This is a genomic window from Marinobacter sp. H13 (genome assembly GCF_059072335.1).
On sequence record NZ_JCACRU010000001.1, the window covers coordinates 35041 to 59765 of the forward strand.

The following is a 24725-nucleotide window of genomic DNA, read 5'->3' on the forward strand; positions in this document are numbered from 1 at the left end:
GTCTTTTTCATGTCTGTTCCTCTTTCCGAGTTTTTGTCTCGTGTTTTTCTTGTTATCACGGCAGCAGCGCACACTGCTAACGTCATCCTCCAAGTTAAGCAGTTAATTGATATTCGTCCAGTCCCTTGTTCCTTCTGCTTATCGCCTGAGTCGATAAACATATTTTGAAATAATCATTTTAAGAATAAAAACCCGCTGTTATCCTTCCCGTCAGATATAAGGCCGTCGGCCTGGATATGTCGCTTTCAAGCAGGATCTTCCCACTATGTACGTATATGATGAACACGATCGGCAAATGGCTGCCGAGAGGGTTGCCCAGTTCCGTGACCAGACAGAAAGAGCGCTGGCCGGAGAATTGGCTGAAGACGAGTTTCTTCCCCTTCGCCTGCAGAACGGCCTGTACGTTCAGCGTCTTGCCCCCATGCTCAGGATCTGTGTTCCTTACGGCATGATGCGCTCAGACCAGCTTCGCCGGCTTGCGCGAATCACCCGGGACTACGACAAAGGCTATGCGCACTTCACCACCCGCCAGAATGTTCAGCTTAACTGGCCGGCGCTGGAAGACGTTCCCGACATTCTTGCGGAACTCGCTGAAGTGGAAATGCACGCCAACCAGACCAGCGGCAACTGCATTCGTAATACCACCACAGACCAGTTCTCCGGTGTTCAGTCGGACGAGATTGCGGATCCGCGGCCCTACTGCGAAATCATTCGCCAGTGGTCCACGTTCCATCCGGAATTTGCCTTCCTGCCGCGGAAATTCAAGGTTGCCGTGAACGCTTCCGAGCAAACCGATCGAGCCGCCATCCAGGTGCACGACATCGGGCTTCAGATGGTACGCAACGAGGCCGGCGATCTCGGTTTCCGGGTACACGTGGGCGGTGGTCTTGGCCGTACGCCCATGGTCGGGCCGGTAATTCGCGATTTCCTGCCGGAACTGGATCTTTTGACCTACCTGGAGGCCGTGCTTCGCGTCTATAACCGATACGGTCGGCGCGACAACAAGTTCAAGGCCCGGATCAAGATTCTGGTGAAGGCTCTGACCCCTGAGGGCTTTGCTGAAAAAGTGGAAGCAGAGTGGCAGCATATCAAGGAATCCCCGACCCGGCTGACGCCCGAGGCGATTCAACGCATCCAGGGCTACTTTACCGAACCGGATTACGCAGCTATCGACAATGCCACGGACCTGCTGGCCAGCCAGCGGTTTGAGAACCGGGGCTTTGACCAGTGGCTGACCCACAACGTGGACACCCACAAGAAGGCAGGCTATGCCATCGTCTCCCTGACGATGAAGAAAACCGGCACTCCTCCTGGCGATGTCAGTGACAAGCAGCTTGAACAGATTGCCGATCTGGCAGACGAGTTCAGCTTCGGTGAAATCCGGGTCACTCACCAACAGAACGTGGTGCTGGCCGATGTGCGCCAGGATCGGCTGTTTGAACTGTGGCAGGCGATTACGCCCATGGGTTTCGGTACCGCGAACCTGAACACCCTGACTGATGTTATCTGCTGCCCCGGCGGTGATTACTGCGCCCTGGCCAATGCCAAGTCCATCCCGGTGGCCGAGGCCATCCAGCGGCAGTTCGATGATCTGGATTATCTGTACGACCTGGGCAATATCGATCTGAACATTTCCGGCTGCATGAATGCCTGCGGCCACCACCACGTCGGCAACATTGGTGTTCTCGGTGTCGACAAGAAAGGCCAGGAGTTCTATCAAATCAGTCTGGGCGGGTCGTCCCATCATGATGCCTCAATCGGCAAGATTCTGGGGCCTTCCTTTGCACGGGATGAGATGCCCAAGGTGATTTCAAAGATCATTGATGTCTACGTGGACAAGCGCACGGAAGAGGAAACCTTCCTCGACACCTATCGCCGCGTAGGAATTGATCCATTCAAGGAGCGGGTTTATGCCTAACGTTATTTCTCCGGATGGCAGCATCCGCCAGGACAACTGGGTAGTGGTGCCCCGCCCCGCCGAGGGCGAATCGCTGGATATTCCGGCCGACCAGCCGGCGTTAATCCCTGCGGATCTCTGGCTGGCAGGCTATGAGCATTTTACCGGACGGCAGGAGATTGGCGTGTGGTTCGACAGCCACGACGAGCCGGAGATTCTGGACGGTCGGGTGAACGAACTGCCGGTAATTGCTGTGAATTTTCCGAAGTTCAGTGACGGGCGTGGTTACAGCATTGGCCGGCTACTGCGTGAACGTTTCGGCTACAAGAATGAGCTTCGGGCGATTGGAGACGTGTTGCTGGATCAGCTGCAGTTCATGAAGCGCTGCGGATTCGATGCTTATGTCCTTCGGGCTGACAAGGACATCAACAAAGCTGCGCGGTGCCTGAACTTCTTCAGCCAGGGCTACCAGGCCGCGACCGATACGGAGATCCCGCTGTTCCGGCGTCGGGCCTCCTAGTTATGAAGCTTTAGAGTACGAAGAGAGGGGCTTTTCCCTCTCTTCTATTCCATCTTATCGGTTGGAGTCGCTTCTTATTTAGAGTGATCCAGGACAATCTTGCCGGCTGATTCACCTTTCAAGAACGCCTTCAGCGCCCCATCCAGCTCACTGCGACCGATATCCCGGGCAGACGCTTCGGTCTTCGGACACGCCCACTCCCCGGCGAATTTCTTCCATACCGCTTCTTTCTCTGGCAGGGGAATCTCTACCGAATCGACACCCAGCAGATTCACGCCTCGCAGGATAAACGGCAGCACGGTGGTCTGAAGGCCCGGACCGGCTACGAGACCACAACAGGATACTGAGCCACCAGGCTTGATCTGCTTGAGCAGTTCGGCCAATGGGCTACCACCCACCGTATCGACAGCGTTCGCAAATGCCGGTTTAACGAGGGGTTTCTTATCCTCGGCCAGGGTTTCACGACCCACAACTTCTTTAGCCCCAAGAGCTTTGAGATCGTCTGCATGGTCGGCCTTGCCGCTTATGGCGACGACGTCGAACCCAAGTTTGGCAAGCAGTTCCACCGCAACGGTGCCAACGGCACCGGAGGCTCCTGAAACAGCGACTTTGCCCTGCTCCGGCTTGGCGCCCATAGTCAGAAGCTTCTGAACACAGAGACCGGCGGTGAGGCCGGCGGTGCCATAGATCATAGCGGTACGAGCGTTCCATCCTTCCGGCATGGGAACACACCAGGCGGCAGGTACGCGGATGTATTCGCCAAAACCGCCGTCTGTATTCATGCCCAGGTCGTACCCGGTCACGATAACCGGACTGCCGTTCGAGGGGTTGCCAGTGGCGGAATCGACGACCTCTCCTGCTGCATCAATACCCGGGGTATGGGGAAAGGAACGGGTAACGCCCTTATTGCCGGAAGCCGACAGCGCATCCTTGTAGTTGAGAGAAGAGTGGCTTACCCGTATCAGGACGTCACCATCAGGAAGGTCGGCAGTACTCAAAGATTTCTCCGCACCGACATACTCGCCGTTCTGCTCTTCAACGCGCCAGGCCTTGAATTCGGAATTGGTGGTCATCATTCTTCTCCGCTTTCGGTGGTCTACTGGAACTTCTGGTTGCGGAAGGCGCCCAGGACTTTCCAGACAGTGTGTTCAAGCGCCGAACTGGTGGCCAATCCGAGTTTTTCCGGAAGGGTCCGCTTGCGCTGATATGCCACTGAGACTACGTCTGCCCGGTCGCAGGCTTCAATGAGATATTCGTCGGAGGTCTTGATCTCGTCGATCAGTTTCACTTCGAGCGCTCGCTTGCCAAACCAGATATCTCCATTGGCAACGGCTGCAATGTCCAGGTCCGGCCGGCGTTCGCTGACATACTCTTTGAAAAGACCGTGAGTGTCTTCAAGATCTTCCAGAAATTTCTGTCGGCCTTTATCGGTGTTTTCACCAAATATAGTCATGGTGCGTTTGTGCTCTCCAGCGGTGAGCACCTCGAAGTCCACGTCGTTCTTCTTGAGGAAACGATGGAAATTCGGAAGCTGGGCAACCACACCGATCGAGCCCAGGATGGCAAAGGGCGAAGCAACGATCCTGTCTGCGACGCAGGCCATCATGTAGCCTCCACTGGCCGCCACCTTGTCAACGCAGGCGGTGAGGCGAAGACCCTTGCTGCGAATCCGGTCCAGCTGGGCGGCCGCAAGGCCATAGGAATGAACCAGCCCACCACCGCTTTCGAGGCGGATAACCACTTCGTCTTTTTCCGGATCGGCAATACTCAGCACCGCAGTAATTGCCCTGCGAAGCGGATCTGTGTCGCTGGCTTTGATATCGCCGTCGAAATCCAGAACATAGACGCGACCACGACTGTCATCCTGCTCATCGGTATTCTTCGCGGCCTTGGCCGCTTTCTTCTCCGCCTTCTGAGCCTTTTTCCGGGCCTTCTGGAACACCTTTCTTTGGTGATCAGACATCAGCCGTGACTGAATCGATTCACGCAGCTTTTCGTATTTCTCGTTGAGTTTCCGGATCTTGAGTTCTCCCTCGCCCTCATGATCGCCCCGATCCTTCTGGGCCGCGGACATGATGACAGAGATCACTACCAGGGCCGCCACCACGAAAGTAACGATCTTGGCCAAAAACAAACCGTATTCTGTCAGGAACTCCAAAGTGCTTCTCCAACTCAGTGTGCGGGAACAAGAGTGTAACTTACCGAATTTATGGTGATAAGGAGAGCAAAAAAATTAAAACAAGCGTTCGATCGATCTTGACAGGGCCGACCACTCACCATAAAGTCGGATTGCGAGGTCGGCTCTACCCGGGCACCCGATCAGGCTCGTGCAGCCAGGGACATCAAGCCGTCGTGATCATGACTAGACAACCATCAAAAGGGTAAAACAATGTCTGTAGCTCAGGTATTTGAACAACTCGAACAGAATTTCAACGCAGACGCAGCTCAAGGCCTGGACCTGGTATTCCAGTTCGACATCGAGGACGACAAGACCTACCACCTCGTTATTAATGACGGCACCTGCAAAATGCACGAAGGCGCCCATGACGATCCATCCGTTACCCTGATCATGAACTCCGAAACCCTGCAGGGCATCGTTTCAGGCGAGACCGACGGCATGCAGGCATTCATGGCAGGTCAACTGCGCGCCGAAGGCGATATGATGCTGGCAACCAAATTGGGCGAACTGTTCAAGATGGGCTGATTGCCCCCCGTCAAGCACAAAAAAGCCTGCGTCTCAACGCAGGCTTTTTTTATGCCCGAGAATCTATTGATTCCAGAACTGCACGGCTTCCCTCGCCTGCTCGTTTACCGGAACAGCAACCAGACCTGAAGAGGATAGCTTTACCTCGAAAACAGCCCCACCCCGCATTGGCATGAACGTCATGCTTCCGTCCACGGCCTCCACAAACGGCAAGTTGAATTGACGGTCCCACTGCCAGAGATCAGGCCAGATGCCTTCAGCGAGGCCTATGGAAGTCCTCGGAGCCGACCGCTCCTGCTCAAGCGACGTGTAACGCCCGCTCAATTGCTCGAGCCGGTAACCGGGAGCGATATCAAGCCAACGGAAGGGGCCGGTAAAACGGAGAATCCTGGCGTCCATCTGCCATTGATCGCCCTGCAGCGTTCTCACCACAGACAACCCATCCTGACTCTGGAGGGAAACCTGCCAGATCTGTTCGGCCTGTCTCTGGGTGGAGATGCTTGCCGCGGTCTGCAAGCCTACCAGTGAATGATAGCTGCTCAGATTTACCGCAATCACGAGGACATATAAACCGGCCAGAATGACACCGAAAACCGCCGTTCCTTTAATCCAGGTGAGCAACCATCGGGGGTGCCTGAAAAACAGCAGGCCCGCTATAACCATCACAGCGCCGGCAGCGGCCAGTACAATGATAGCGAGCGTGTGGGACATGGAACTACAAACCTACATCGTCCAGCGACGATTCAGCCAGTTTCAGTAGATCTACGTTGCGGTCTTCGCTTTTGCCAATACTCTCGATGTAGTACTCCAGCGAAGTCAGAGCGTCCGCCAGCGCCTCGAGCACCTGGGCGGCTGGCGCTTCCTTCGCATCCAGCAAGCGCTCCTGGATTGAAGCCGCAACCCGCTCAAGAACCCCGGCGGCTCCGGGATCATTCACCATTTGCAGGCCACCCCAGATGCTGTGCAGGGTTGCAGGCAGATTGGCAAGATGCAGTTTGTCGTAGTCGGATTCGATAAAAGCGGTGATTGCACGCTTTGCCAGGGTCAATGCCCCACGGGCTTCGTCAGCCACGACATAGAGCGCCTCACGGAGGTAGACAGACTCCTCCCGCTTGCGTTCACCACCGGCCAACGCGTCGGTTTCCGACGTGATGCCGCGGGTCACGATCTGCATGACGGCGTCTTCGATTCCCAGGACGGAATCGGCGAGTCGATACAGTTCATCATCACCGGGCAAGCGAGATTCTGCTTCCCAACCCCGAAGCTTGCTCGCCTCTTCTCTTGAAACGCCCGCCAGCTTGTTCAGGTCAAGCATCACCAAAGTGTTGGCCAGTCGTTCGAGGGCATCGGCAATCGAAGACAGCTCCGCCAGATCCGGCTCGATACCGCGTTCAATGATGTCCAGCTTGTCCTTCAACTGGTTCAGTTCATCCTGAAGGGCTTCCGAAAGGGATTTAAGGACATCACTGCCAGGACCGTACAACCTGCTCGCATGGGCTTCCAGCATGGAATCCGGAAAATCCGCCGGCGCGAGATGGTAAGCGGATAACACCTCGGTAACTTCAGGGTTAGCAGACCCGCTGCGGTACAGCAGATAGACCAGATCCCGAATCAGCGAATCCGGCGCGTCTTTACCCGTGGCAACCTTGCCCACGTACACCACTTCCCGGGCGTACTTCTCGATCCGCATGAACATGCGCTTGCGGGCCTTGTTAAAGACCATAGCGCGATCAAGCATGGTGTCCGCAACAATGCCGACAAGGCACCACATCTGCCCCATAGGTGCGCCCTGGCAAAGGCGGGCAAGTCCTCTCGAAGCGCGGCCAATCAATTTCTTGTTTACCACATCGTTCCGGTCGCGAAGAATTCCCAAAAGCGCAACCTGGAAGGTCAGGCGCATGCGACGCGCCATGACTTCGTAATCCGCCTCATTGCCTTCAAACGGCTGCAATGACAAACCGGCACAAAAATCCGGCCTCTCTTTGACATCGACATCAAAAAAACAGGATTCGGGATAGGGTTTTTCCCGGCGGGCCTCTCGGAGGTCATTGATCACGGGAAGCAACAGCTCGGGATGATCTTCCCGCTGCTGATGATAGTACTCGACATAGCGCCGAAGAATGAACAGAGCGCTATTGAGGGTAGTAAGGAGGATGTTTTTGTCGTCATTAGCGCCAACGGGAACGTCGTTGGCCATAGTTACTGCTTCCTGGCACAGCAGGGTTCCGCCCCGCAGCTCCACCAGAATAAAAATGCCCCGCAACTGGTTGATGAAATCAACACAGTTCTGGAGATCCTCACCCCTTTCGCGGTTTTCCTGAAAGCGTTCAAGGCTGGATTCTGCCTGCTTGATGGTCTGCTCTATTTCACTTTTGACCAGATCAAACGACTGCGATTTCGTCGCGAGAGACGACTGAACCATAAACGCTTCCCGTTAATGTTGCGGAGACTACCGCATCCTCTTTGGTGGTCACTGGTCCGGCTGTCGCGTACCAGGCCTTTTTGTTCTGGGCCGGCTAACCCCTTTTCCGGCCAAAGCCAGTTCGCAAAAAACTGGCGAACTTATCATTACTTATAACATAAAACTCAAGTACCTCAAGAAAGGCGGAATGTAACATTTGGTACAGCCCGACCCAGTTCTCATTCCGGGCTCTGGAGTTTACCCCACACAGTTTCGCCCGCCTGTTTTTCGAGCAGGGACATGAACTCTTCGTGGGCTTCGGCCTCTGAACTGGAGGCACGAACCACCGACAGGGGCGCTCTGTCAGCAGGCAGCCTTCGAATTCCGCCGTTACCGCCACCGTTCTCGGATCCGGCATCCAGTGACAGCGCGGTCTGGCCACCGGTAAGCAGGAGGTAAACATCGGCCAGGATCTCCGCATCCAGCAACGCGCCGTGGAGGTCACGGTTGCTGTTGTCCACACCGTAGCGCTTGCAGAGCGCATCAAGGTTGTTCTTCTGCCCCGGGTGACGGGCCCTTGCGATAGCGAGCGAGTCCACGATTCCGCAGTGGTCCGCGGTTTTCCGTACCGGCTTGAGACGGGCGAATTCCGAGTCCATGAAGCCGACGTCGAACGCAGCGTTATGGATAACCAGCTCGGCGCCCTTGATGAACTCGAAGAACTCATCGGCGATTTCCGCGAAACGGGGTTTGTCGGCAAGGAACTCGTTGGTGATGCCGTGAACAGTGATCGCCTCAGCCTCTACTTCCCGGTCCGGGTTGATATAGACATGGTAGTTGCGGCCGGTGAGCTGGCGCTCCATCAATTCAACACAACCGATCTCGATGATCCGGTGACCTTCTGCCGGGTCGATACCCGTGGTTTCTGTATCCAGTACGATCTGTCTCATTGCCTGTACCTGGTTAACTGTATTTATGCGCTCTGAATCTATGCGCCGGAAAGCTCGTCGACACCGCGATTGGCCAGTTCATCCGCCAGTTCATTGTCAGGAACACCAGAGTGCCCTTTTACCCAGTGCCAGTTAATCTGGTGCCGGGCCACTTCGGCATCCAGCTCGCGCCAGAGATCTTCGTTCTTCACGGGCTTTTTCGCGGAGGTCTTCCAGCCGTTCCGCTTCCAGCCTGCCATCCATTCCGTAATGCCTTTGCGCACGTACTGCGAATCCGTAAACAGCTCCACCTCGCACGGGCGCTTCAGGGCCTCCAGACCACGGATGGCTGCCATTAATTCCATGCGGTTGTTCGTGGTATTCGCCTCCCCGCCGTGCAGGGTCTTTCGATTGTCGCCATAGCGCAAAACCACGCCCCAGCCGCCGGGCCCGGGGTTGCCTTTGCAGGCGCCATCCGTATAGAGGGTTACCTTGCCGGCCATTCAGCCTCCTGATTTAATTTTCGGTGATTCACTTCGGTCTGTTAATCGGCGAGCCACTGCGGCTGCAACCTCGGGAGGCGCCAACGGTACCGGTGCCCGGCAGGGCAATCACCTTGCTTTGGCGCCAGACGGGGCGCCTTGGCAACCGGGCGTGGACGCGTTTTTTGGCAAGGATACAGTAATAGGCGCCTACTGGCAGGAGTCGATTTCCGGACAAACGGTTGTCAATCCGGCTCGTCGGCTTGCGACCACTGCGCTGCAGTGGTGGCCTGAAAAACCGGGTAATCGACGCTTCGACATTAAAGCCCAGCAAGTGCAGCCAGTCTTCCATGCGTCCGCGCAAGAGGAAGCGACCGCCCCACGGGCCCTCGCTGCTCCTGGAGATCAGTTTGCGCGCGCCCCAGAGGCTCAGAGGGTTAAAACCAAACAGCGCCATCGTGCCCTCTCCCCGGAGCACGCGCGCCGCCTCGCGAATCACCTGGTGAGGGTAAGGAGAGAAATCGGCCGTGTGATGCAGCACGACAAGATCCATCGAGTCACCGGGAAAGGCCAGCTCGTCGGCATCGCAGATGGCGACTCCATCCGGAATATGGGGATACCATCTTGGCGCTGTCATGATCTTCTGGGAAAAATCCGTGCCGGTAGCCAACGGCAGCCGATGGCTGATCCCCACCTGCAACTGCCTGGCGCCTGTCAGACGCTGTAGCTCGGCGTCGACAAAGCGTCTCTGGTCGGCCAACAGTGCCCGACCAAGCGGGGTCTGGAACCAGCGCTCAAAGCTCTCATGTCTGGCGGAATAATCAACTGCCTCGGATTCACTCACCAATGCGCCACTCCAGGAAGCCCTTTCCCATGGTTGGGGCCTTGTATTTAATGCTCTATCATATCAGTCACATTCGATAAGCACATGTGGGGCCCTATGCTGACCATTTCCGCCATACCCGCCTTCAGTGACAACTATATCTGGTGCCTTTCCGACACCGCCAGCGACAAGGCGCTGATCGTGGACCCGGGCCAGGCCCAACCGGTCCTGGACCATCTGGCCGAGAACGGACTGACCCTGGATACCATTCTGGTGACCCACCATCATCCGGACCATGTCGGCGGTGTCAAAGAATTGCTCTCCCGTTTTCCGGATTGCAGGGTAACGGGCCCCGCGGATTCGCCCTACAAAGGCAGTACCAACCTGGTTCATCCCGGTGACGAGGTGATCTGGGAAGATATCACCTTCCAGGTCCTGGGCGTTCCCGGCCATACTCTCGATCATATTGCCTACTTCACCGACGTCGAGGTAAATGGTCGGCCGGTTCTCTTCTGTGGCGATACCCTTTTTGTCTGTGGATGCGGACGTCTGTTCGAGGGCTCACCGGAGCAGATGCGTCAGTCTCTTCAGACCCTCCGGGCGCTGCCTGGCAAGACCGCCGTTTACTGCGCCCACGAGTACACCCTCGCGAACCTGCGCTTTGCCCGCAGCTGGTTGCCGGAAGACGAAGGTCTCCGGACGTTCGAGCAGGAGTGTCAGGCCGCCCGCGATGCAGGAGAACCGACGGTTCCTTCAATCCTCGAGAACGAGAAACGGCTCAATCCGTTTCTGCGGTGGGATGATCCGGCGGTAGTGGACTCCGCCCGGGCCTATTGCTCAAGCCGCGGCCTGCCCGCCGATTCCGATAACGCTATTTTTGCGGCCATTCGCCACGGCAAGGATAATTTCTGACGCCTGGTGATACGCACTTAACAAATCCTCTCAGAGCCGTAACGAGAGGTTTCTTGACCCCTTTTTAATCGGTCCCATAGAATCATTTCAAAATTGTGACCGTAAATTGTTCAATATGCCGGAGTTTCAGATGCTGAATCCGGCCTCAACCTGAACCCGGATGCTGTTATGTCGGCCAGACGATTGTCGTTTTTGTTTTTCGCCGGAGCCCTCGCAAGTGGCTGCACCAGCCTGATCAGCCAGGGAGAGCAAAGCCCGCTGAACACACAGGAAGTCACGGTCGCCGCGGGCGATGAAGGGCTCAAGAAAGCTGTCGAGACCGGAGAAAACCGTGACGCTGCCCGCGACGAGCCGCTGGACGAAGCTATTGCTCCGGAATTGAAGGATGCTGCCAGGGATGCCCGGGAGAAGCTCGACAATCCGGTTCAGAAAACCGCTGAGGCGGAGGCAGTTGAGCAAGATCTGTGGGCAAGACTGCGCTCAGGATTTGTTCTGGATCACGATATCGACAATGAACGGGTTCGGGACCAGTTGAACTGGTATGCCCGACATCCCGGCTACATTGACCGGGTTGTGGAACGCGGCAGTCGCTACCTTCACTATATCGTCAACGAGACCGAAAAGCGGGGCTTGCCTGCCGAATATGCTCTGCTCCCCGTTGTTGAAAGCGCGTTCGATCCGTTTGCGTACTCCCATGGGCGCGCGGCCGGTCTCTGGCAATTCATTCCCTCCACGGGCAAATACTTTGGCCTGACACAGAGCTGGTGGCACGATGACCGTCGTGACGTCATCGCCGCAACCGACGCTGCCCTGACCTATCTCGAGCGCCTCGCAAACCGGTTTGATGGCGACCACACGCTCGCCCTTGCCGCCTACAACAGCGGCGGCGGCACGGTTTCCAGCGCCATGCGCCGCAACCGGAACGCCAACAAGCCGACAGACTTCTGGTCTCTTCACCTGCCCCGGGAGACCAGACACTACGTCCCCAAACTGATTGCTCTGGCGAAAATATTCGACAATCCCGAGGCCTATGGCATCGAACTGCCATCGCTGAAAGACGAACCCTACTTCGAAGTTGTTGATACCGGCTCCCAGCTCGACCTTGCCCAGGCGGCAGAACTGGCCGGAGTAGATGTCGACGAGATCTACCTCCTGAACCCCTCCTACAATCGCTGGGCAACTTCGCCGGATGGACCTCACCGGTTGCTCGTTCCGGTTGGGAATGCGGAGACGTTCCGTGCCGCCCTGGCTGAAATTCCAGCCAATCAACGGGTGTCCTGGCGCAACTACGAAGTCAAATCCGGAGACAGTCTCAATTCGATCTCCCGCAAGTTCTCCACAACGCCGTCAGTGCTGCAGCAGGTCAACAATCTGGACAGCGACCTGATACGAATTGGCCAGCGCCTGATGATTCCCTTTGCTTCCAAGGGCAGCGATGCTTACGCCCTGAGCGCCTCCCAGCGCCTTGAGCGCAAACAGGAGCGTAAGCGGGACGGTAACAAGGTTCGTTACACGGTGCGCAAGGGCGACACCTTCTGGGACATTGCCCGCGAGCACCGGGTGTCCGTACGTGAAGTTGCTGCCTGGAACGGTATGGCGCCGGGCGATCCGCTGATACCCGGCAAGGAACTGGTCATCTGGTCCAAAACCAGTCAGCCGACGGTTGTGGCAGCCAACAGTGGCCGTGGTAAGGCTATGGTTCGGAAAGTAGGCTACCGGGTGCGCAAAGGCGACTCCCTTGCCCGGATTGCCAGCAGGTTTTCCGTGAATGTGCGGGACATCGCAAGCTGGAACGATCTGAATACCGCCCGTTATCTGCAACCCGGGCAAAGTCTGGTACTCTACGTTGATATCCGAAACAGTCCCTGACGTGCGAGACTTATGACAAGAACACGGAAAGCCTCATCCCTTACGTCGTTTTTATCAGCCCTGGCACTTATTGCCACACCGCTTATCTCACCCTTTTCCGTCGCCGACGAGGCAATGCCAGCCCATGGCATTGCCATGCACGGGGACACCAAATACCCTTCCGGGTTCAGCCACTTCGATTACGTGAATCCGGAAGCCCCGAAAGGCGGCACCCTGAAAATGGCGGTTGTTGCCAACGGCTTCGACTCATTCAATCCTTTTGATATACGGGGTGTTGCCGCCGCGGGCATCAGCAACTATCTGTATGACACACTCCTTGAGTCGTCCGACGATGAGCCCTTTTCGGCCTACGGCCTGATTGCCGAATCCCTGGAGACACCCGAAGACCGGAGCTATGTGGTTTTCAATATCCGTGAACAGGCGCGGTTCCACGATGGCGAAGCCATTACCACTGAGGATGTGAAATTCTCCTTCGACACGCTTACTACCCAGGGGCATCCCTTCTTCCGGAACTACTACGCTGACGTAGAAACAGTCACGATAGAAAGCCCTCAGCGAGTACGTTTTGACTTCAAGGAAACCAGCAATCGGGAGCTGCCGCTGATCCTCGGCCAGATGCCCATTCTGCCCCAACACTACTGGGCCGATCGCGAATTTGGCAAGAATGGCCTCAACCCGCCGTTGGGCAGTGGCCCCTACCGGATTGGTGACTTCGAAGCAGGCCGGTCGATTACTTACGAACGCGTTGACGATTACTGGGCACAGGATCTTGGCGTCCGGAATGGCCGCTTCAACTTCGATCAGATCACCTACGACTACTACACCGATGACACCGTGGCGCTGGAGGCGTTCAAGGCCGGCAGTTTCGATTTCCGGTTGGAGTCTTCTGCCAAGAACTGGGCCACAGCCTACACCGGGGAGCGGTTCGAAAACGGCACGATCATGAAGGAAGCCATCGAGCATCACCGGCCTTCAGGCATGCAGGGTTTTGCCTTCAACACCCGCAGAAAGGTGTTTTCGGACCCGCTGGTTCGTGAAGCGCTGGCCTATGGTTTCGACTTCCAGTGGGCCAACAAGAACCTCTTCTTCGACCAGTACACCCGTACTGACAGCTACTTTGAAAACAGCGATCTCGCTTCCTCGGGTCTCCCCACCGGCCGTGAACTGGAAATACTCGAACCTTACCGGGATCAGTTGCCCGATGATGTGTTTACCGAGGAGTACCAGCCACCCACCACCGAAGGCCAGCAGGGCCTCCGCGAGAATCTGAGGACGGCTCTGGGTCTGCTCAAGTCCGCCGGGTATATCATCCGCGATGGCAAGATGGTACACGGCGAAACCGGCGAACCACTGGCGTTCGAAATCCTGCTGTTCCAGAAAAGCTTCGAGCGGGTGGTTCTGCCTTTCAAGAACAACCTCGGCCGTCTCGGTATCGATGTGACCGTACGCCTCGTGGACAGCAACCAGTACATCCAGCGCCTGCGGGAATTCGATTTCGATATGATCACCCAGGTGTTCGGCCAATCGGATTCCCCGGGCAATGAACAGCGGGAATACTGGCATTCATCCACCGTGGATGCCAAAGGCTCACGGAATTACATGGGCGTGAGCGATCCGGTGATCGACGAGCTTGTGAACATGGTCATTCAGGCGCCAAACCGAGAGGAACTGGTTTACCGGGTTCGCGCCTTGGACCGGGTTCTGCTGCACCACTATTATGTGATTCCTCACTGGCACCTGAGAAGCGACCGTGTCGCCTACTGGAACCATCTGCAACGTCCAGCCGAGACGCCGAAAAACGGCATTGATCTGGACAACTGGTGGGCGAAGCCCTGAGGAAAACGCCGCCAAATGGGCATCTACATACTCAGGCGTCTGGCGCTGATCATCCCCACGCTGATCGGAATCATGCTGCTCAACTTTGTCATTGTGCAGGCGGCCCCCGGTGGTCCCGTTGAGCAGCTTATCGCTGAGATGGAAGGCCACGGCGGCAGCGCGCTGGCCCGGGCTTCCGGTGGTGGAACAGGTGGCGAGGTAGCCGACTCTTCCGGCGACACGCGTGGTTCCCGCGGCATACCCGATGAGCTTCTGAAAGAAATCGAAGTCATGTATGGCTTCGACAAGCCTGCTCACGAACGCTTCTTCAAGATGCTTGGCGATTACGCCACCTTCAACTTCGGTGATTCCTTCTTCCGGGAAAAAAGCGTCATCGACCTGATAATCGATAAAATGCCCGTTTCGATCTCCCTGGGGCTGTGGTCGACGCTGATCATCTATTTTATTTCCATCCCCCTGGGCATCCGGAAAGCCGTTACAGACGGCTCCAGGTTCGATGTCTGGACCAGCTCAGCCATTGTGGTGGGCTACGCCATTCCGGGCTTCCTCTTCGCGATACTGCTCATCGTGTTGTTTGCCGGGGGCAGTTATTTCGACTGGTTTCCGCTCCGGGGCCTGACCTCTTCGAATTTCGACGAGCTTACCTGGTACCAGAAAATCGGGGATTACTTCTGGCACCTGGCGTTGCCCGTCACCGCAAATGTGATCGGCGGTTTTGCCACCCTGACCCTGCTTACCAAGAATTCCTTCCTGGATGAGATCGGAAAGCAGTACGTGGTAACCGCCCGCGCCAAGGGTCTGGACCAGAAAGAAGTGCTGTATGGCCACGTATTTCGCAATGCCATGCTGATCGTGATTGCCAGCCTGCCAGGCGTCCTTGTCGCTCTGTTCTTTACGGGCTCCCTGCTGATTGAAGTGATCTTCTCCCTCGACGGGCTCGGGCTGCTCGGTTTCGAGGCGGCCCTGAACCGCGACTATCCCGTGATCTTCGGCACCCTGTATATCTTCACCCTGATGGGCCTGATCCTGAAGCTGATCAGCGACATTACCTACGTCCTGGTCGATCCGCGGATCGATTTTGAAAGCCGGGAGGGTGCGTGAGTTTCCGGTCTCTGACTCCGATCCAACAGCGGCGCCTGCGGAACTTCCGGAAAAACCGCCGGGGTTTCTGGTCTTTGTGGATCTTTCTCGCCCTGTTTGGCCTGTCATTGGTTGCTGAGCTGATTGCCAACGACTCGCCACTGGTCGTGTCCTACAAAGGCGACCTCTACTTCCCGGTGGTCCAATCCGTGCCGGAAGAAACCTTTGGTGGTTTCCTGCCCACGGAAGCCGATTATCGCGATCCCTTTATCGCCGATGAGATAAGCGCGAACGGATGGATGGTCTGGCCACCGATCCGGTTCAGCTACAACACCATCAATTACGATCTCGAGGTTCCGTCACCGGCGCCGCCGAGTGCAGAGAACTGGCTGGGAACCGACGATCAGGGCCGGGATGTTGCAGCCCGGGTGATCTATGGCTTCCGCATTTCGGTTCTGTTCGGCCTTACCTTGACCATCGCCAGTTGCATTGTCGGCGTAGTGGTCGGCGCCATCCAGGGCTTTTACGGCGGCAAAATTGATCTGCTGGGCCAGCGCTTTATCGAGGTCTGGTCCGGCTTGCCGGTGCTGTATCTGCTGATCATTCTCTCCAGCATTGTGCAGCCAAACTTCTGGTGGCTGCTGGGCATCATGCTGCTGTTCAGCTGGATGGGGCTGGTGGATGTGGTCCGTGCGGAATTCCTGCGTGCCCGTAACTTCGAATACGTCAAAGCTGCCCGTGCACTGGGTCTGGACAACCGCAAAATCATGTTCCGGCATATACTCCCCAATGCCATGGTAGCCACGCTGACCTTCCTCCCGTTCATTCTGACGGGGGCAATTACCGGCCTGACCTCCCTGGATTTCCTGGGCTTTGGTCTGCCCTCCGGTTCACCCTCGTTGGGGGAACTGATTGCCCAGGGCAAGGCCAACCTGCATGCGCCCTGGCTGGGCATATCCGCCTTCGTATCGCTGTCTCTGATGCTCACCTTGCTGGTGTTCGTGGGTGAGGCCGTACGCGATGCCTTCGATCCGAGGAAGAGCTGATATGAGCCAGTTACTTCAGATTTCCGATCTTTCCATCTGTTTTGATCACGGGCCTCCAGCCGTCGAATCCCTGTCACTGGCAATCCGTGAAGGCGAGACCCTCGCACTGGTGGGCGAAAGCGGCTCCGGAAAATCCATTTCGGCACTGTCGATTCTGCGCCTCCTGGATGCGCGGCACGCCAGCTACCCCAGCGGGCAGATCCGGTACCGCGATGAAGATCTTCTGGCCGCCACCGAGAAGCGCATGCGCCAGATCCGCGGCCGGGAGATCGGGATGATATTCCAGGAGCCCATGACATCCCTTAATCCTCTACATACCGTGGAAAAGCAGATTGGCGAAACCCTGGAACTGCACAAGGGAATGCGCGGGCCACAGGCAAAACAGCGCTGTCTGGAGCTGCTGCAACTCGTGGGGATACAGAACCCGGAAAGCAAGCTTGGCGCCTATCCCCACCAACTTTCGGGGGGGCAAAAGCAGCGGGTGATGATCGCCATGGCCCTGGCCAATGAACCCGATCTCCTTATCGCGGACGAGCCTACGACGGCACTGGATGTAACCGTCCAGAAACAGGTTCTCGAATTGCTCAGGGACCTTCAGAAGAAACTGGGTATGGCCATTCTTCTGATTACCCATGACCTGACCATCGTTCGGCGGTACGCCGACCGGGTGGCTGTCATGGAACATGGCAAACTCGTGGAAGAGGCTGATACCGATGCCCTGTTTGCCAGCCCACAACACCCCTATACACGAAAGCTTCTGGATGCCGAGCCCCCGGAGGCGCCCCTACCCCTCGATAAACGTGCAGAACCGTTGCTGGCTGTTGAGCGACTGGACGTGCGTTTCCCGATACGAAAGAGCCTTTTGGGCAAGGTGAAGGAATCCTTTCACGCTGTGCAGGGCGCCGATTTCCAGCTCAATCGCGGCGAAACGCTCGGAATCGTCGGGGAAAGTGGCAGCGGCAAAACCACCATCGGCCATGCGCTGCTGAAGCTTACCGCCAGTACCGGAAGTATCCGCCTCGCGGGCGAGGAGCTGGCGTTTCTTAACCAGAAGGATTTCAGGCCCTGGCGAAGGCGCGTGCAGATTGTCTTTCAGGATCCGTTTGGCAGCCTCAGTCCCAGAATGTCCATTGCCGAAATTGTCCGCGAAGGGCTGGAGATCCACGACGCGGAAAACGCAGCCGAACACGACAGCAAAGTGATTCGCGCGCTCACCGACGTTGGCCTTGATCCGGAGGCACGGCATCGTTATCCACACGAATTCTCTGGCGGCCAGCGCCAACGCATTGCCATCGCCCGGGCTCTGGTGCTGCAGCCCGACCTGATCATTCTGGACGAACCCACATCCGCCCTGGACCGCACCGTGCAGAAGCAGGTCATTGAACTGTTGAGGGCTATCCAGACCCGTTATGGTCTAAGCTATATCTTTATCAGCCATGACCTGGCTGTGGTGCGCGCCCTGAGCCATAAGCTGCTGGTGCTGCAGCATGGCCGGATCGTGGAATATGGTGACGCGGCCAGGATTTTCGATGCACCGCAGGCGGAGTACACCCGTGAACTGCTGAACGCCGCGTTCTTTTACCAGAAACCAACTACGACTATTTGAGCGTTACCCCGACCAGAGCACTCAGGGATAATGCTCGCAAATCAGGAACACAGGGAGAACGACCCATGGGAATCCTCAGTGGCAAGAAAGCACTGATCGTTGGCGTAGCCAGCAAACTGTCCATTGCTTACGGTATCGCCGAGGCCTTCGCCCGCGAGGGTGCCGAACTGGCGTTTACCTACCAGAATGAAAAACTTCAGCCACGGGTTGAGAAGTTCGCCGAACAGTGGGGAAGCAAGCTGACTTTCCCCTGCGATGTCGCAAGCGACGAAGAAATTGAAAACGTCTTCAAAGAGCTGGGCAAGCACTGGGACAACATCGACATCATTGTGCATGCTGTCGGCTATGCGCCTGGACACGAGCTGGACGGCAACTACGTCGACGTGACCACCCGTGATGGCTTCCGCATTGCCCACGATATCAGCTCCTACAGCTTTGTCGCGCTGGCCAAGGGTGCCCGCGGCATGATGCATGAAGGCAGCTCGCTGATTACCCTGAGCTACCTGGGCGCTGAGAAGGTTCTGCAGAACTACAATGTGATGGGCTTGGCCAAGGCTTCCCTGGAAGCCAATGTTCGCTACATGGCCGCCAGCCTGGGCCGGGACGGCATTCGTGTGAATGGCATTTCCGCGGGTCCGATCAAGACCCTGGCCGCCTCTGGCATCAAGAGCTTCCGTAAGATGCTGGCCGAAAATGCCAGGCGTGCGCCGCTGCGGCGAAACGTCACCATCGACGAAGTGGGTAATGCTGCTGCATTCCTCGGCTCTGATATGTCCTCCGGTATTACCGGCGAGATCATGTACGTGGACGGCGGCTTCAACATTACCGGAATGGGTGAACTTGAAGAGTAAGTCTCACCCTCCCCGAACGTAAAAGAGCCGGCGTTATGCCGGCTCTTTTCGTTGGATTGCACGGACAAGAGTCAATCCTGGGCCATCGCCGAGGCCACGGCCTCCACCCACTCGACGTATGCGGTTTCGTCAGACTCAATGATTCGCGCCCCCACCAGAAAGCTCGACTCGTTGGGTCGACACCAGATCACTTCGACCATCAGACCGAAAGGCTGGGCATGGTTACCAAGAAATACGCTCGCCGGCAGCAGGGCCCCCAGGGAAAGGGGTTCGTCAGCTGTCAGGCAAAGGCCACTGGCCGAAATATCACGAATACCGCAGACAAGGTCCCGCTCCTCGGCTCCGGTTTCTTCCGGCAAGCCGGACTCAAGCTCGAGTATTGCCCTGGCTCGCGCCGTAAGACGGTAATCTGCCCGATTGTCCTGATCAACGGGCGGCTCATTCCGGGTTCCAAAGCTATAGTCATTATTGTTTTTCCTGCTTCGGCAATATCAGTTGCGGCCAACGCGAATCCGCCCGACTACCCTGCTAAGGGTGTCGTCGAATTCCGCGGAGGTTCCCAGAACCCGGATCCGTCCTTCGACAATCCTTTCAACCAGGGCGTCCTCGAGAAATTCACGCCTGTTCAGGCCCAGACGGTCCACAAACACGAGCTTTCTCGACGCATTGATGCGCACGGCCAGTTTCAGACGGGCAGGTTCATCAGACGTTTCATCGGGTTCAACGGCAATCCAGCCACCAAGCTTGATAGCATCCACCTGTTTCTCGGCCAGCAGCGTCCTTTCCTTCCGGATCCGTTCCTTTTCAGCCTGTTCATCGGCGAGTCGTTGCTCTTCATCGGCTTGCCGCTGGCGCTCAAGCTCGGCTTCACGTTCCGCTTCCTCCGCCCTTCGCCGTTCTTCCGCGACTTCTTTTTCCCGCCTCAATTCCTCTGCGCGCAGCCTGGCAGCTTCCGCCGCCTGCTCCCTCTGCCGACGCTGCTTCTCGCAGACACGGGCAAGCAGTTCCACGGTTTCTGCCAGCACCGTTCCGAACGGCGTGAGCTGCGGCAATGGCCGGATCTGCTCCTGCTCAAGGGCCCTCTGAAACTCGCCCCAGGTCTGCAGCCCCAGTTTCACGCCGGCGCCGTTCGTCCAGAGGATTTCTGCCGATTCCGGCAAGAACGCATAGAAGTAACGGCGCTGCTCTCCGACACCCTCGCCCTCGACAAACCATTGCCCCTCATACGGTTCAAAAGCTTCTGCCGCGGGCACTTCGAAGCTGAGCCAGGTGCTGTCCCAGTGGAAGCTCCCCGCCGCCGGCAGAGCCTCCACAAGATCCGGCGCCTCCCCTCTCAGCCTGGAAACCATAGCGGATTCGATCCCGGACAGGGACTCCGCAGGCAGTGATTCATTAAAAACCCGTTTCCAGACATCAAGGATCCGATCACCGATCTGTTCGCCCACGTGATAGAGCCGATTACGGTCCTTGTCGGAAAGCGACGGATCACCAATCCAGACCAGCCATTCCAGCAACTTGCTGCCATGTCGCAGGTTCTCTCCGTCGAGACCGGAATCCCAGATCGACTGTTTCAGCAGACCCTGCCAGTGATCAAGTATAAAGCGGACGATCGGAAGCGGCAGCTTGCGCCCCTGGAGAGCCCGACCGATTAATGCCCGGGAAGACTGCTCTGCCTTGCGCTGCTTTGCAGCGCCCTGCTCGGTTTCCAGCAGCCGTTGGCGGAGCCTTCCAACCTGGGCATTCCTCTTCCCGGCGTCTTCCTGCCAGCGATGACAGAATTCGTTAACCGGCTCCGTCTTGCCGGATTCAAAACTCGCGGAAACGGCGATAACCAGCGAATCCAGCTGATCCATCAGAACCTTGGCGGAACGGCCTCCGGAATCACTCCAGCCGCGCCACTCCTGAAGGCTGTCCAGCCACTCCAGTAGCGCCTTGCTGAAGGCTTTCTTGCCCTCCAGATTCATGCGCCAGGCAAGATAGAAGCGCAGCCTTGCCACCCGGCGGGCGAGGCTCGGATGCAGACCGCTCGTCTTCAGGAACACGTCCATGATGCGGTCAGCCACATAGGCGGCGTTCACCTGTCGGGCTGACCACTCCAGATGAACAGATCGGATAACATGGGTAACCCGTTCGTCACGCTGTTCGGACCAGCAGGAAACCAGCAGTGGGCGCCAGTCGCTGACGGCGTCTGGTTCGAGCTTGCCAGCCGGGTATGGAAGGTCAGGAACACGAATGCCGGCCAGGACATCGTCAATCTTGCCTGAAACCGCTGCAACGGAAGGCACATCCTTCGGTCTCTGCCTGTTTTGCGACATCCGTTCCCCGTACTTAAGAAGCGTTGAAAAGGCCCTGTAAATAACGCAGTATAACCAACTCGCCGGGGTTTACCGCAACCGTGCACCGGCGCTATTCGCGTTAATCTGCAACCCTGTTGGCATATTCTATCGTCCACCAGGGCTGCAACGATCAGAATCGGGGAAGCAGAACAACATGTCGGGCAACAAACTAGAGAATCTGAATGTGGCGAGCCAGGAAGCACTGATCACTCCTGAAGCGCTGAAGAAGGAGATGCCGCTCTCCGACAAGGCCGCAGAAACCGTCTCAAAGGGCCGCCAGGCGATCTATGACATCATGGATGGCAAGGACCACCGGCTATTCGTCGTGGTGGGCCCCTGCTCCATTCACGATGTTGAAGCTGCGAGAGATTACGCCGCGCGCCTGAAGAAGCTTGCCGATGAAGTCAGCGACACGCTGCTGATCGTTATGCGTGTCTATTTCGAGAAGCCTCGCACAACAGTTGGCTGGAAAGGCCTCATCAACGATCCGCACCTGAACGACACCTTTGATATTGAGCAGGGCCTTCACATCGGTCGTCGTCTGCTGCTGGATATCAACGAGCTTGGCCTGCCCGCAGCCACCGAAGCGCTGGATCCGATCTCCCCGCAGTACCTGCAGGACACCATTGCCTGGTCCGCCATCGGCGCCCGTACTACCGAGTCGCAGACTCACCGCGAGATGAGCAGCGGCCTGTCCATGGCGATCGGTTTCAAGAACGGAACCGACGGCAGCCTGGACGTTGCGGTGAACGCCATGAAATCCGTGTCTCACCCCCACAGCTTCCTGGGCATCGACCAGCAGGGACAGGTGGCGATTATCCGCACCAAAGGCAATAACTACGGCCACGTTGTTCTTCGTGGCGGCGGTGGCAAACCCAACTACGATTCCGTGAGCGTCGCCCTGTGCGAACAGGCGCTGGATAAAGCAGGCTTGCGCAAGTCGATGATGATTGACTGCAGCCATGCCAACTCCAGCAAGGACCCGGCCATTCAGCCGCTGGTCATGCAGGATGTGACCCACCAGATCCTGGAAGGCAATACCTCGATCCAGAGCCTGATGGTGGAGAGCAACATCAACTGGGGTAACCAGTCCATTCCCGAGAATCTGGCAGATCTCAAGTACGGCGTATCGGTGACCGATGCCTGTATCGACTGGCCAACCACCGAAAAGGCCATTCGGGATATGCGCGATAAGTTGAAGGATGTCTTGCCCAAGCGCAAGATCGGCTGATCAAAGCATGATATAAAACGGGGAGCCTCAGCTCCCCGTTGTCATAACCCCACCTATCCAGTCCAGCCTTTCTCTCAGCGCGACTACTTGGCCGATAATAACCAGTGTTGGCGGCTGGACCGCTTCCGCCTCTACTCTTTCAACGATGTTGCAGAGATTCCCTGTAACCACGCGCTGATCCCTCGTTGTCCCCTTCGAGACCAACGCCACGGGCATTTCCTGGGACATACCGTGGGCGACCAACTGCCGGCAGATAATCGGCAGGCCAACCAGCCCCATGTAGAACACCAGGGTCTGGTTGTTCTGGACAAAGTCCTTCCAGGGTAGATCGCAGGTATCATTCTTCAGATGGCCGGTCACGAACCGGACTGACTGGGCATAATCCCGATGGGTGAGTGGGATTCCGGCGTAGGCCGCGCAGCCGGACGCGGCGGTTATACCCGGCACAACCTGAAATCGGACGCCGGCATCGGCGAGGGTTTCAATCTCTTCGCCACCGCGACCGAAGATAAACGGATCACCACCCTTGAGACGAACCACTTTTCGCCCCTGTCTGGCCAGATCCACCAGTCGCTGATTGATCTGATCCTGGGGCAAGGTGTGGTTGGCCCGCTGCTTGCCAACGTGAACCATCTCGGCGGTGTCCGGGATCATGGCCAGTATTTCCGGGGAAACCAGACGATCGTAGAGCACGACCTCGGCAGAAGTAATCAACCTCCAGGCCTTGAGTGTCAGCAGTTCAGGGTCTCCTGGCCCGGCCCCGACCAGGGCAACCTCACCCGCGGATGTGTTCGGGTTCGAAGTTACCGGATTAACCCTGTACCTTACTGGTGCAGGGGTTGCACCAACGCCCTTCCCTGGTGCGTTATCTGGCTGATCACTCATTGGATTCTGTCGACGCCTCCCATATACGGCTTGAGAACCTCCGGAACCACAATGCTGCCGTCAGCCTGCTGGTAATTCTCCATGACCGCAATCAGTGCACGACCAACGGCAAGCCCCGAACCGTTCAGGGTGTGGACGGGTTCGGGCTTTCCGGTTTCCGGGTTACGCCAACGGGCATGCATGCGGCGTGCCTGGAAATCACGGGTATTGGAGCAGGAAGAGATTTCACGGAACTTGTCCTGCCCCGGCAGCCAGACTTCCAGGTCATAGGTCTTGGCCGCCGAAAAGCCCATGTCGCCTCCACAGAGTGCAACCACGCGGTAAGGCAGCTCCAGCAACTGCAGCACCTTTTCGGCATGGCCAGTCAGGGCTTCCAGCGCGGCATCTGAATCCTCCGGACGAACCACCTGTACCAGCTCCACTTTGTCGAACTGGTGCTGACGGATCATGCCGCGAGTATCCCGGCCGTAAGAACCCGCTTCACTGCGGAAGCATGGCGTGTGGCAAACCATCTGCAGCGGCAGCTCAGCGGCATCAAGAATAGAATCCGATACCAGGTTGGTGGCAGGCACTTCCGCAGTGGGAATCAGGTACAGCGGATGCTCGCCTTCCGTTTTGAACAGGTCTTCCTCAAACTTCGGCAGTTGGCCTGTTCCGTAAAGGCTATCGGCATTAACCAGATATGGTACGTAGGTCTCCAGGTAGCCATGTTCCTGTGTGTGCAGATCCAGCATGAACTGGGCCAGAGCCCTGTGCAGCCGTGCCACCGGGCCACGCATGACGGCAAAGCGCGAATGGGCCAGGCGGGTCGCGGTCTCGAAGTCCAGGCCTTTCAGACTCTCACCCAGGGCAACGTGGTCCCTGGGCTCGAAATCAAAGCTCCTGGGCGTGCCCCAGGTGCGAATCTGAACGTTATCGTCTTCACTCTCGCCGGCTGGTACATCTTCATCCGGGAGATTCGGGATACCGGCCAGGAAGGCGTTGAGCTCCTCCTGGAGAGTGCGGAGCTCGTCTTCGGCTTCAGACTTCTGTTTCTTCAGGTCTTCCACCTCGTCCAACAGCGGCTGGATGTCCTCGCCGGCAGCCTTGGCCTTGCCGATCGACTTCGACCGCTTGTTCTGCTCGCTCTGCAGGTTTTCCGTGCTCACCTGAAGGGCACGGCGGCGTTCCTCAAGCTGCTCGAAGGTGGCGGTATCGAATTCGAAATTCTTGATGGTCAGCCGACGGGCGATCTCTTCTGTCTGGGTGCGGACACGTTTGGGATCGAGCATGATTATCCTGAATCTTCCGGTTAGCGATGTTTTGAATGACTGGCCA

Annotated in this window: 22 protein-coding genes; 11 read left to right on the forward strand and 11 right to left on the reverse strand. The window is 57.2% G+C overall.

Annotation, left to right across the window (positions count from 1 at the left end):
• Positions 1–265 precede the first annotated feature (265 nt).
• Both AC5JQH_RS00200 and AC5JQH_RS00205 read left to right on the forward strand, forming a co-directional pair.
• The gene (locus tag AC5JQH_RS00200; RefSeq protein WP_008171688.1) at positions 266–1918 is read left to right on the forward strand and encodes a nitrite/sulfite reductase; all 1653 of its coding nucleotides are present in this window, start codon (positions 266–268) and stop codon (positions 1916–1918) included.
• The gene (locus tag AC5JQH_RS00205; protein ID WP_008171689.1) at positions 1911–2417 is read left to right on the forward strand and encodes a DUF934 domain-containing protein; all 507 of its coding nucleotides are present in this window, start codon (positions 1911–1913) and stop codon (positions 2415–2417) included. The genes AC5JQH_RS00200 and AC5JQH_RS00205 overlap by 8 nt, the downstream gene beginning before the upstream one ends.
• A 74-nt stretch (positions 2418–2491) precedes the next feature.
• Here the strand turns inward: AC5JQH_RS00205 and AC5JQH_RS00210 are convergent, their stop codons facing one another.
• On the reverse strand, positions 2492–3490 hold the full coding sequence (locus AC5JQH_RS00210) for a YhdH/YhfP family quinone oxidoreductase (protein WP_008171691.1): 999 nt from the start codon (positions 3488–3490) through the stop codon (positions 2492–2494).
• Between the two features lie 23 nt (positions 3491–3513).
• Positions 3514–4575, reverse strand: a complete 1062-nt coding sequence (gene sohB, locus AC5JQH_RS00215; protein ID WP_008171694.1) for a protease SohB — start codon at positions 4573–4575, stop codon at positions 3514–3516.
• A 231-nt stretch (positions 4576–4806) separates the two neighbouring features.
• On the opposite strand from sohB, the gene AC5JQH_RS00220 reads away from it, so the two are divergent.
• Complete coding sequence (locus tag AC5JQH_RS00220; protein ID WP_008171697.1) at positions 4807–5121, forward strand: SCP2 sterol-binding domain-containing protein; 315 nt, start codon at positions 4807–4809, stop codon at positions 5119–5121.
• 63 nt (positions 5122–5184) lie between these two features.
• Here AC5JQH_RS00220 and AC5JQH_RS00225 read toward each other — a convergent pair whose 3' ends face one another.
• From AC5JQH_RS00225 to AC5JQH_RS00245, 5 genes are all read right to left on the reverse strand, one after another.
• Positions 5185–5832 carry a multidrug transporter gene (locus tag AC5JQH_RS00225; protein WP_493805124.1) on the reverse strand — a complete coding sequence of 216 codons (648 nt, stop codon included), beginning with the start codon at positions 5830–5832 and terminating at the stop codon, positions 5185–5187.
• Between the two features lie 4 nt (positions 5833–5836).
• Positions 5837–7543 (reverse strand): FimL-related protein, encoded by a 1707-nt coding sequence (locus AC5JQH_RS00230; RefSeq protein WP_008171700.1) that lies wholly within the window; start codon positions 7541–7543, stop codon positions 5837–5839.
• A gap of 218 nt (positions 7544–7761) precedes the next feature.
• Positions 7762–8472, reverse strand: a complete 711-nt coding sequence (gene dnaQ / locus AC5JQH_RS00235) for a DNA polymerase III subunit epsilon (protein WP_008171703.1) — start codon at positions 8470–8472, stop codon at positions 7762–7764.
• Positions 8473–8510: 38 nt separating this feature from the next.
• Complete coding sequence (rnhA, locus tag AC5JQH_RS00240) at positions 8511–8954, reverse strand: ribonuclease HI (RefSeq protein WP_008171705.1); 444 nt, start codon at positions 8952–8954, stop codon at positions 8511–8513.
• Positions 8955–8982: 28 nt separating this feature from the next.
• Positions 8983–9777: a class I SAM-dependent methyltransferase gene (locus AC5JQH_RS00245; RefSeq protein ID WP_014577168.1), complete on the reverse strand. Its 795-nt coding sequence runs from the start codon at positions 9775–9777 to the stop codon at positions 8983–8985.
• A 96-nt stretch (positions 9778–9873) separates the two neighbouring features.
• On the opposite strand from AC5JQH_RS00245, the gene gloB reads away from it, so the two are divergent.
• From gloB to AC5JQH_RS00280, 7 genes are all read left to right on the forward strand, one after another.
• Complete coding sequence (gene gloB, locus AC5JQH_RS00250) at positions 9874–10668, forward strand: hydroxyacylglutathione hydrolase (RefSeq protein ID WP_008171709.1); 795 nt, start codon at positions 9874–9876, stop codon at positions 10666–10668.
• A gap of 168 nt (positions 10669–10836) precedes the next feature.
• On the forward strand, positions 10837–12537 hold the full coding sequence (locus tag AC5JQH_RS00255) for a LysM peptidoglycan-binding domain-containing protein (protein WP_008171711.1): 1701 nt from the start codon (positions 10837–10839) through the stop codon (positions 12535–12537).
• Positions 12538–12549: 12 nt separating this feature from the next.
• A complete protein-coding gene (locus tag AC5JQH_RS00260; RefSeq protein WP_493805125.1) occupies positions 12550–14373 on the forward strand; it encodes an extracellular solute-binding protein in 1824 nt (607 codons plus the stop codon).
• A 15-nt stretch (positions 14374–14388) separates the two neighbouring features.
• Complete coding sequence (locus AC5JQH_RS00265) at positions 14389–15474, forward strand: microcin C ABC transporter permease YejB (protein WP_008171714.1); 1086 nt, start codon at positions 14389–14391, stop codon at positions 15472–15474.
• On the forward strand, positions 15471–16499 hold the full coding sequence (locus tag AC5JQH_RS00270; RefSeq protein ID WP_008171717.1) for an ABC transporter permease: 1029 nt from the start codon (positions 15471–15473) through the stop codon (positions 16497–16499). Before AC5JQH_RS00265 ends, AC5JQH_RS00270 begins: the two co-directional genes overlap by 4 nt.
• 1 nt (position 16500) lies before the next feature.
• Positions 16501–18105, forward strand: coding sequence for an ABC transporter ATP-binding protein (locus tag AC5JQH_RS00275; protein WP_273085504.1), 1605 nt, complete (start codon positions 16501–16503; stop codon positions 18103–18105).
• 65 nt (positions 18106–18170) lie between these two features.
• Entirely contained in the window at positions 18171–18956 is a 786-nt protein-coding gene (locus tag AC5JQH_RS00280) for an enoyl-ACP reductase FabI (protein ID WP_008171720.1), read from the forward strand.
• A 71-nt stretch (positions 18957–19027) separates the two neighbouring features.
• On the opposite strand, the gene AC5JQH_RS00285 is transcribed toward AC5JQH_RS00280, so the two are convergent.
• The gene (locus AC5JQH_RS00285) at positions 19028–19315 is read right to left on the reverse strand and encodes a PilZ domain-containing protein (RefSeq protein ID WP_493805126.1); all 288 of its coding nucleotides are present in this window, start codon (positions 19313–19315) and stop codon (positions 19028–19030) included.
• Between the two features lie 132 nt (positions 19316–19447).
• A complete protein-coding gene (locus AC5JQH_RS00290; protein WP_493805127.1) occupies positions 19448–21271 on the reverse strand; it encodes a DUF1631 family protein in 1824 nt (607 codons plus the stop codon).
• Positions 21272–21446: 175 nt separating this feature from the next.
• On the opposite strand from AC5JQH_RS00290, the gene AC5JQH_RS00295 reads away from it, so the two are divergent.
• Positions 21447–22523 (forward strand): 3-deoxy-7-phosphoheptulonate synthase, encoded by a 1077-nt coding sequence (locus AC5JQH_RS00295; protein ID WP_008171726.1) that lies wholly within the window; start codon positions 21447–21449, stop codon positions 22521–22523.
• A 27-nt stretch (positions 22524–22550) separates the two neighbouring features.
• On the opposite strand, the gene cobA is transcribed toward AC5JQH_RS00295, so the two are convergent.
• Both cobA and serS read right to left on the reverse strand, forming a co-directional pair.
• On the reverse strand, positions 22551–23408 hold the full coding sequence (gene cobA, locus AC5JQH_RS00300; protein ID WP_008171728.1) for a uroporphyrinogen-III C-methyltransferase: 858 nt from the start codon (positions 23406–23408) through the stop codon (positions 22551–22553).
• Entirely contained in the window at positions 23405–24679 is a 1275-nt protein-coding gene (gene serS / locus AC5JQH_RS00305) for a serine--tRNA ligase (protein WP_008171730.1), read from the reverse strand. Before serS ends, cobA begins: the two co-directional genes overlap by 4 nt.
• Between the last annotated feature and the right edge of the window lie 46 nt (positions 24680–24725).

Bases quoted from the DNA above. Each gene is read 5' to 3' on its own strand.
- AC5JQH_RS00275 (WP_273085504.1), top strand. From the start codon at position 16,501: ATGAGCCAGTTACTTCAGATTTCCGATCTTTCCATCTGTTTTGATCAC.
- dnaQ (WP_008171703.1), bottom strand. From the start codon at position 8,472: ATGAGACAGATCGTACTGGATACAGAAACCACGGGTATCGACCCGGCA.
- AC5JQH_RS00260 (WP_493805125.1), top strand. From the start codon at position 12,550: ATGACAAGAACACGGAAAGCCTCATCCCTTACGTCGTTTTTATCAGCC.
- AC5JQH_RS00265 (WP_008171714.1), top strand. From the start codon at position 14,389: ATGGGCATCTACATACTCAGGCGTCTGGCGCTGATCATCCCCACGCTG.
- AC5JQH_RS00295 (WP_008171726.1), top strand. From the start codon at position 21,447: ATGTCGGGCAACAAACTAGAGAATCTGAATGTGGCGAGCCAGGAAGCA.
- rnhA (WP_008171705.1), bottom strand. From the start codon at position 8,954: ATGGCCGGCAAGGTAACCCTCTATACGGATGGCGCCTGCAAAGGCAAC.
- AC5JQH_RS00280 (WP_008171720.1), top strand. From the start codon at position 18,171: ATGGGAATCCTCAGTGGCAAGAAAGCACTGATCGTTGGCGTAGCCAGC.
- serS (WP_008171730.1), bottom strand. From the start codon at position 24,679: ATGCTCGATCCCAAACGTGTCCGCACCCAGACAGAAGAGATCGCCCGT.
- AC5JQH_RS00225 (WP_493805124.1), bottom strand. From the start codon at position 5,832: ATGTCCCACACGCTCGCTATCATTGTACTGGCCGCTGCCGGCGCTGTG.
- AC5JQH_RS00200 (WP_008171688.1), top strand. From the start codon at position 266: ATGTACGTATATGATGAACACGATCGGCAAATGGCTGCCGAGAGGGTT.
- AC5JQH_RS00255 (WP_008171711.1), top strand. From the start codon at position 10,837: ATGTCGGCCAGACGATTGTCGTTTTTGTTTTTCGCCGGAGCCCTCGCA.
- AC5JQH_RS00290 (WP_493805127.1), bottom strand. From the start codon at position 21,271: ATGTCGCAAAACAGGCAGAGACCGAAGGATGTGCCTTCCGTTGCAGCG.
- AC5JQH_RS00205 (WP_008171689.1), top strand. From the start codon at position 1,911: ATGCCTAACGTTATTTCTCCGGATGGCAGCATCCGCCAGGACAACTGG.
- AC5JQH_RS00220 (WP_008171697.1), top strand. From the start codon at position 4,807: ATGTCTGTAGCTCAGGTATTTGAACAACTCGAACAGAATTTCAACGCA.
- AC5JQH_RS00230 (WP_008171700.1), bottom strand. From the start codon at position 7,543: ATGGTTCAGTCGTCTCTCGCGACGAAATCGCAGTCGTTTGATCTGGTC.
- AC5JQH_RS00210 (WP_008171691.1), bottom strand. From the start codon at position 3,490: ATGACCACCAATTCCGAATTCAAGGCCTGGCGCGTTGAAGAGCAGAAC.
- cobA (WP_008171728.1), bottom strand. From the start codon at position 23,408: ATGAGTGATCAGCCAGATAACGCACCAGGGAAGGGCGTTGGTGCAACC.
- gloB (WP_008171709.1), top strand. From the start codon at position 9,874: ATGCTGACCATTTCCGCCATACCCGCCTTCAGTGACAACTATATCTGG.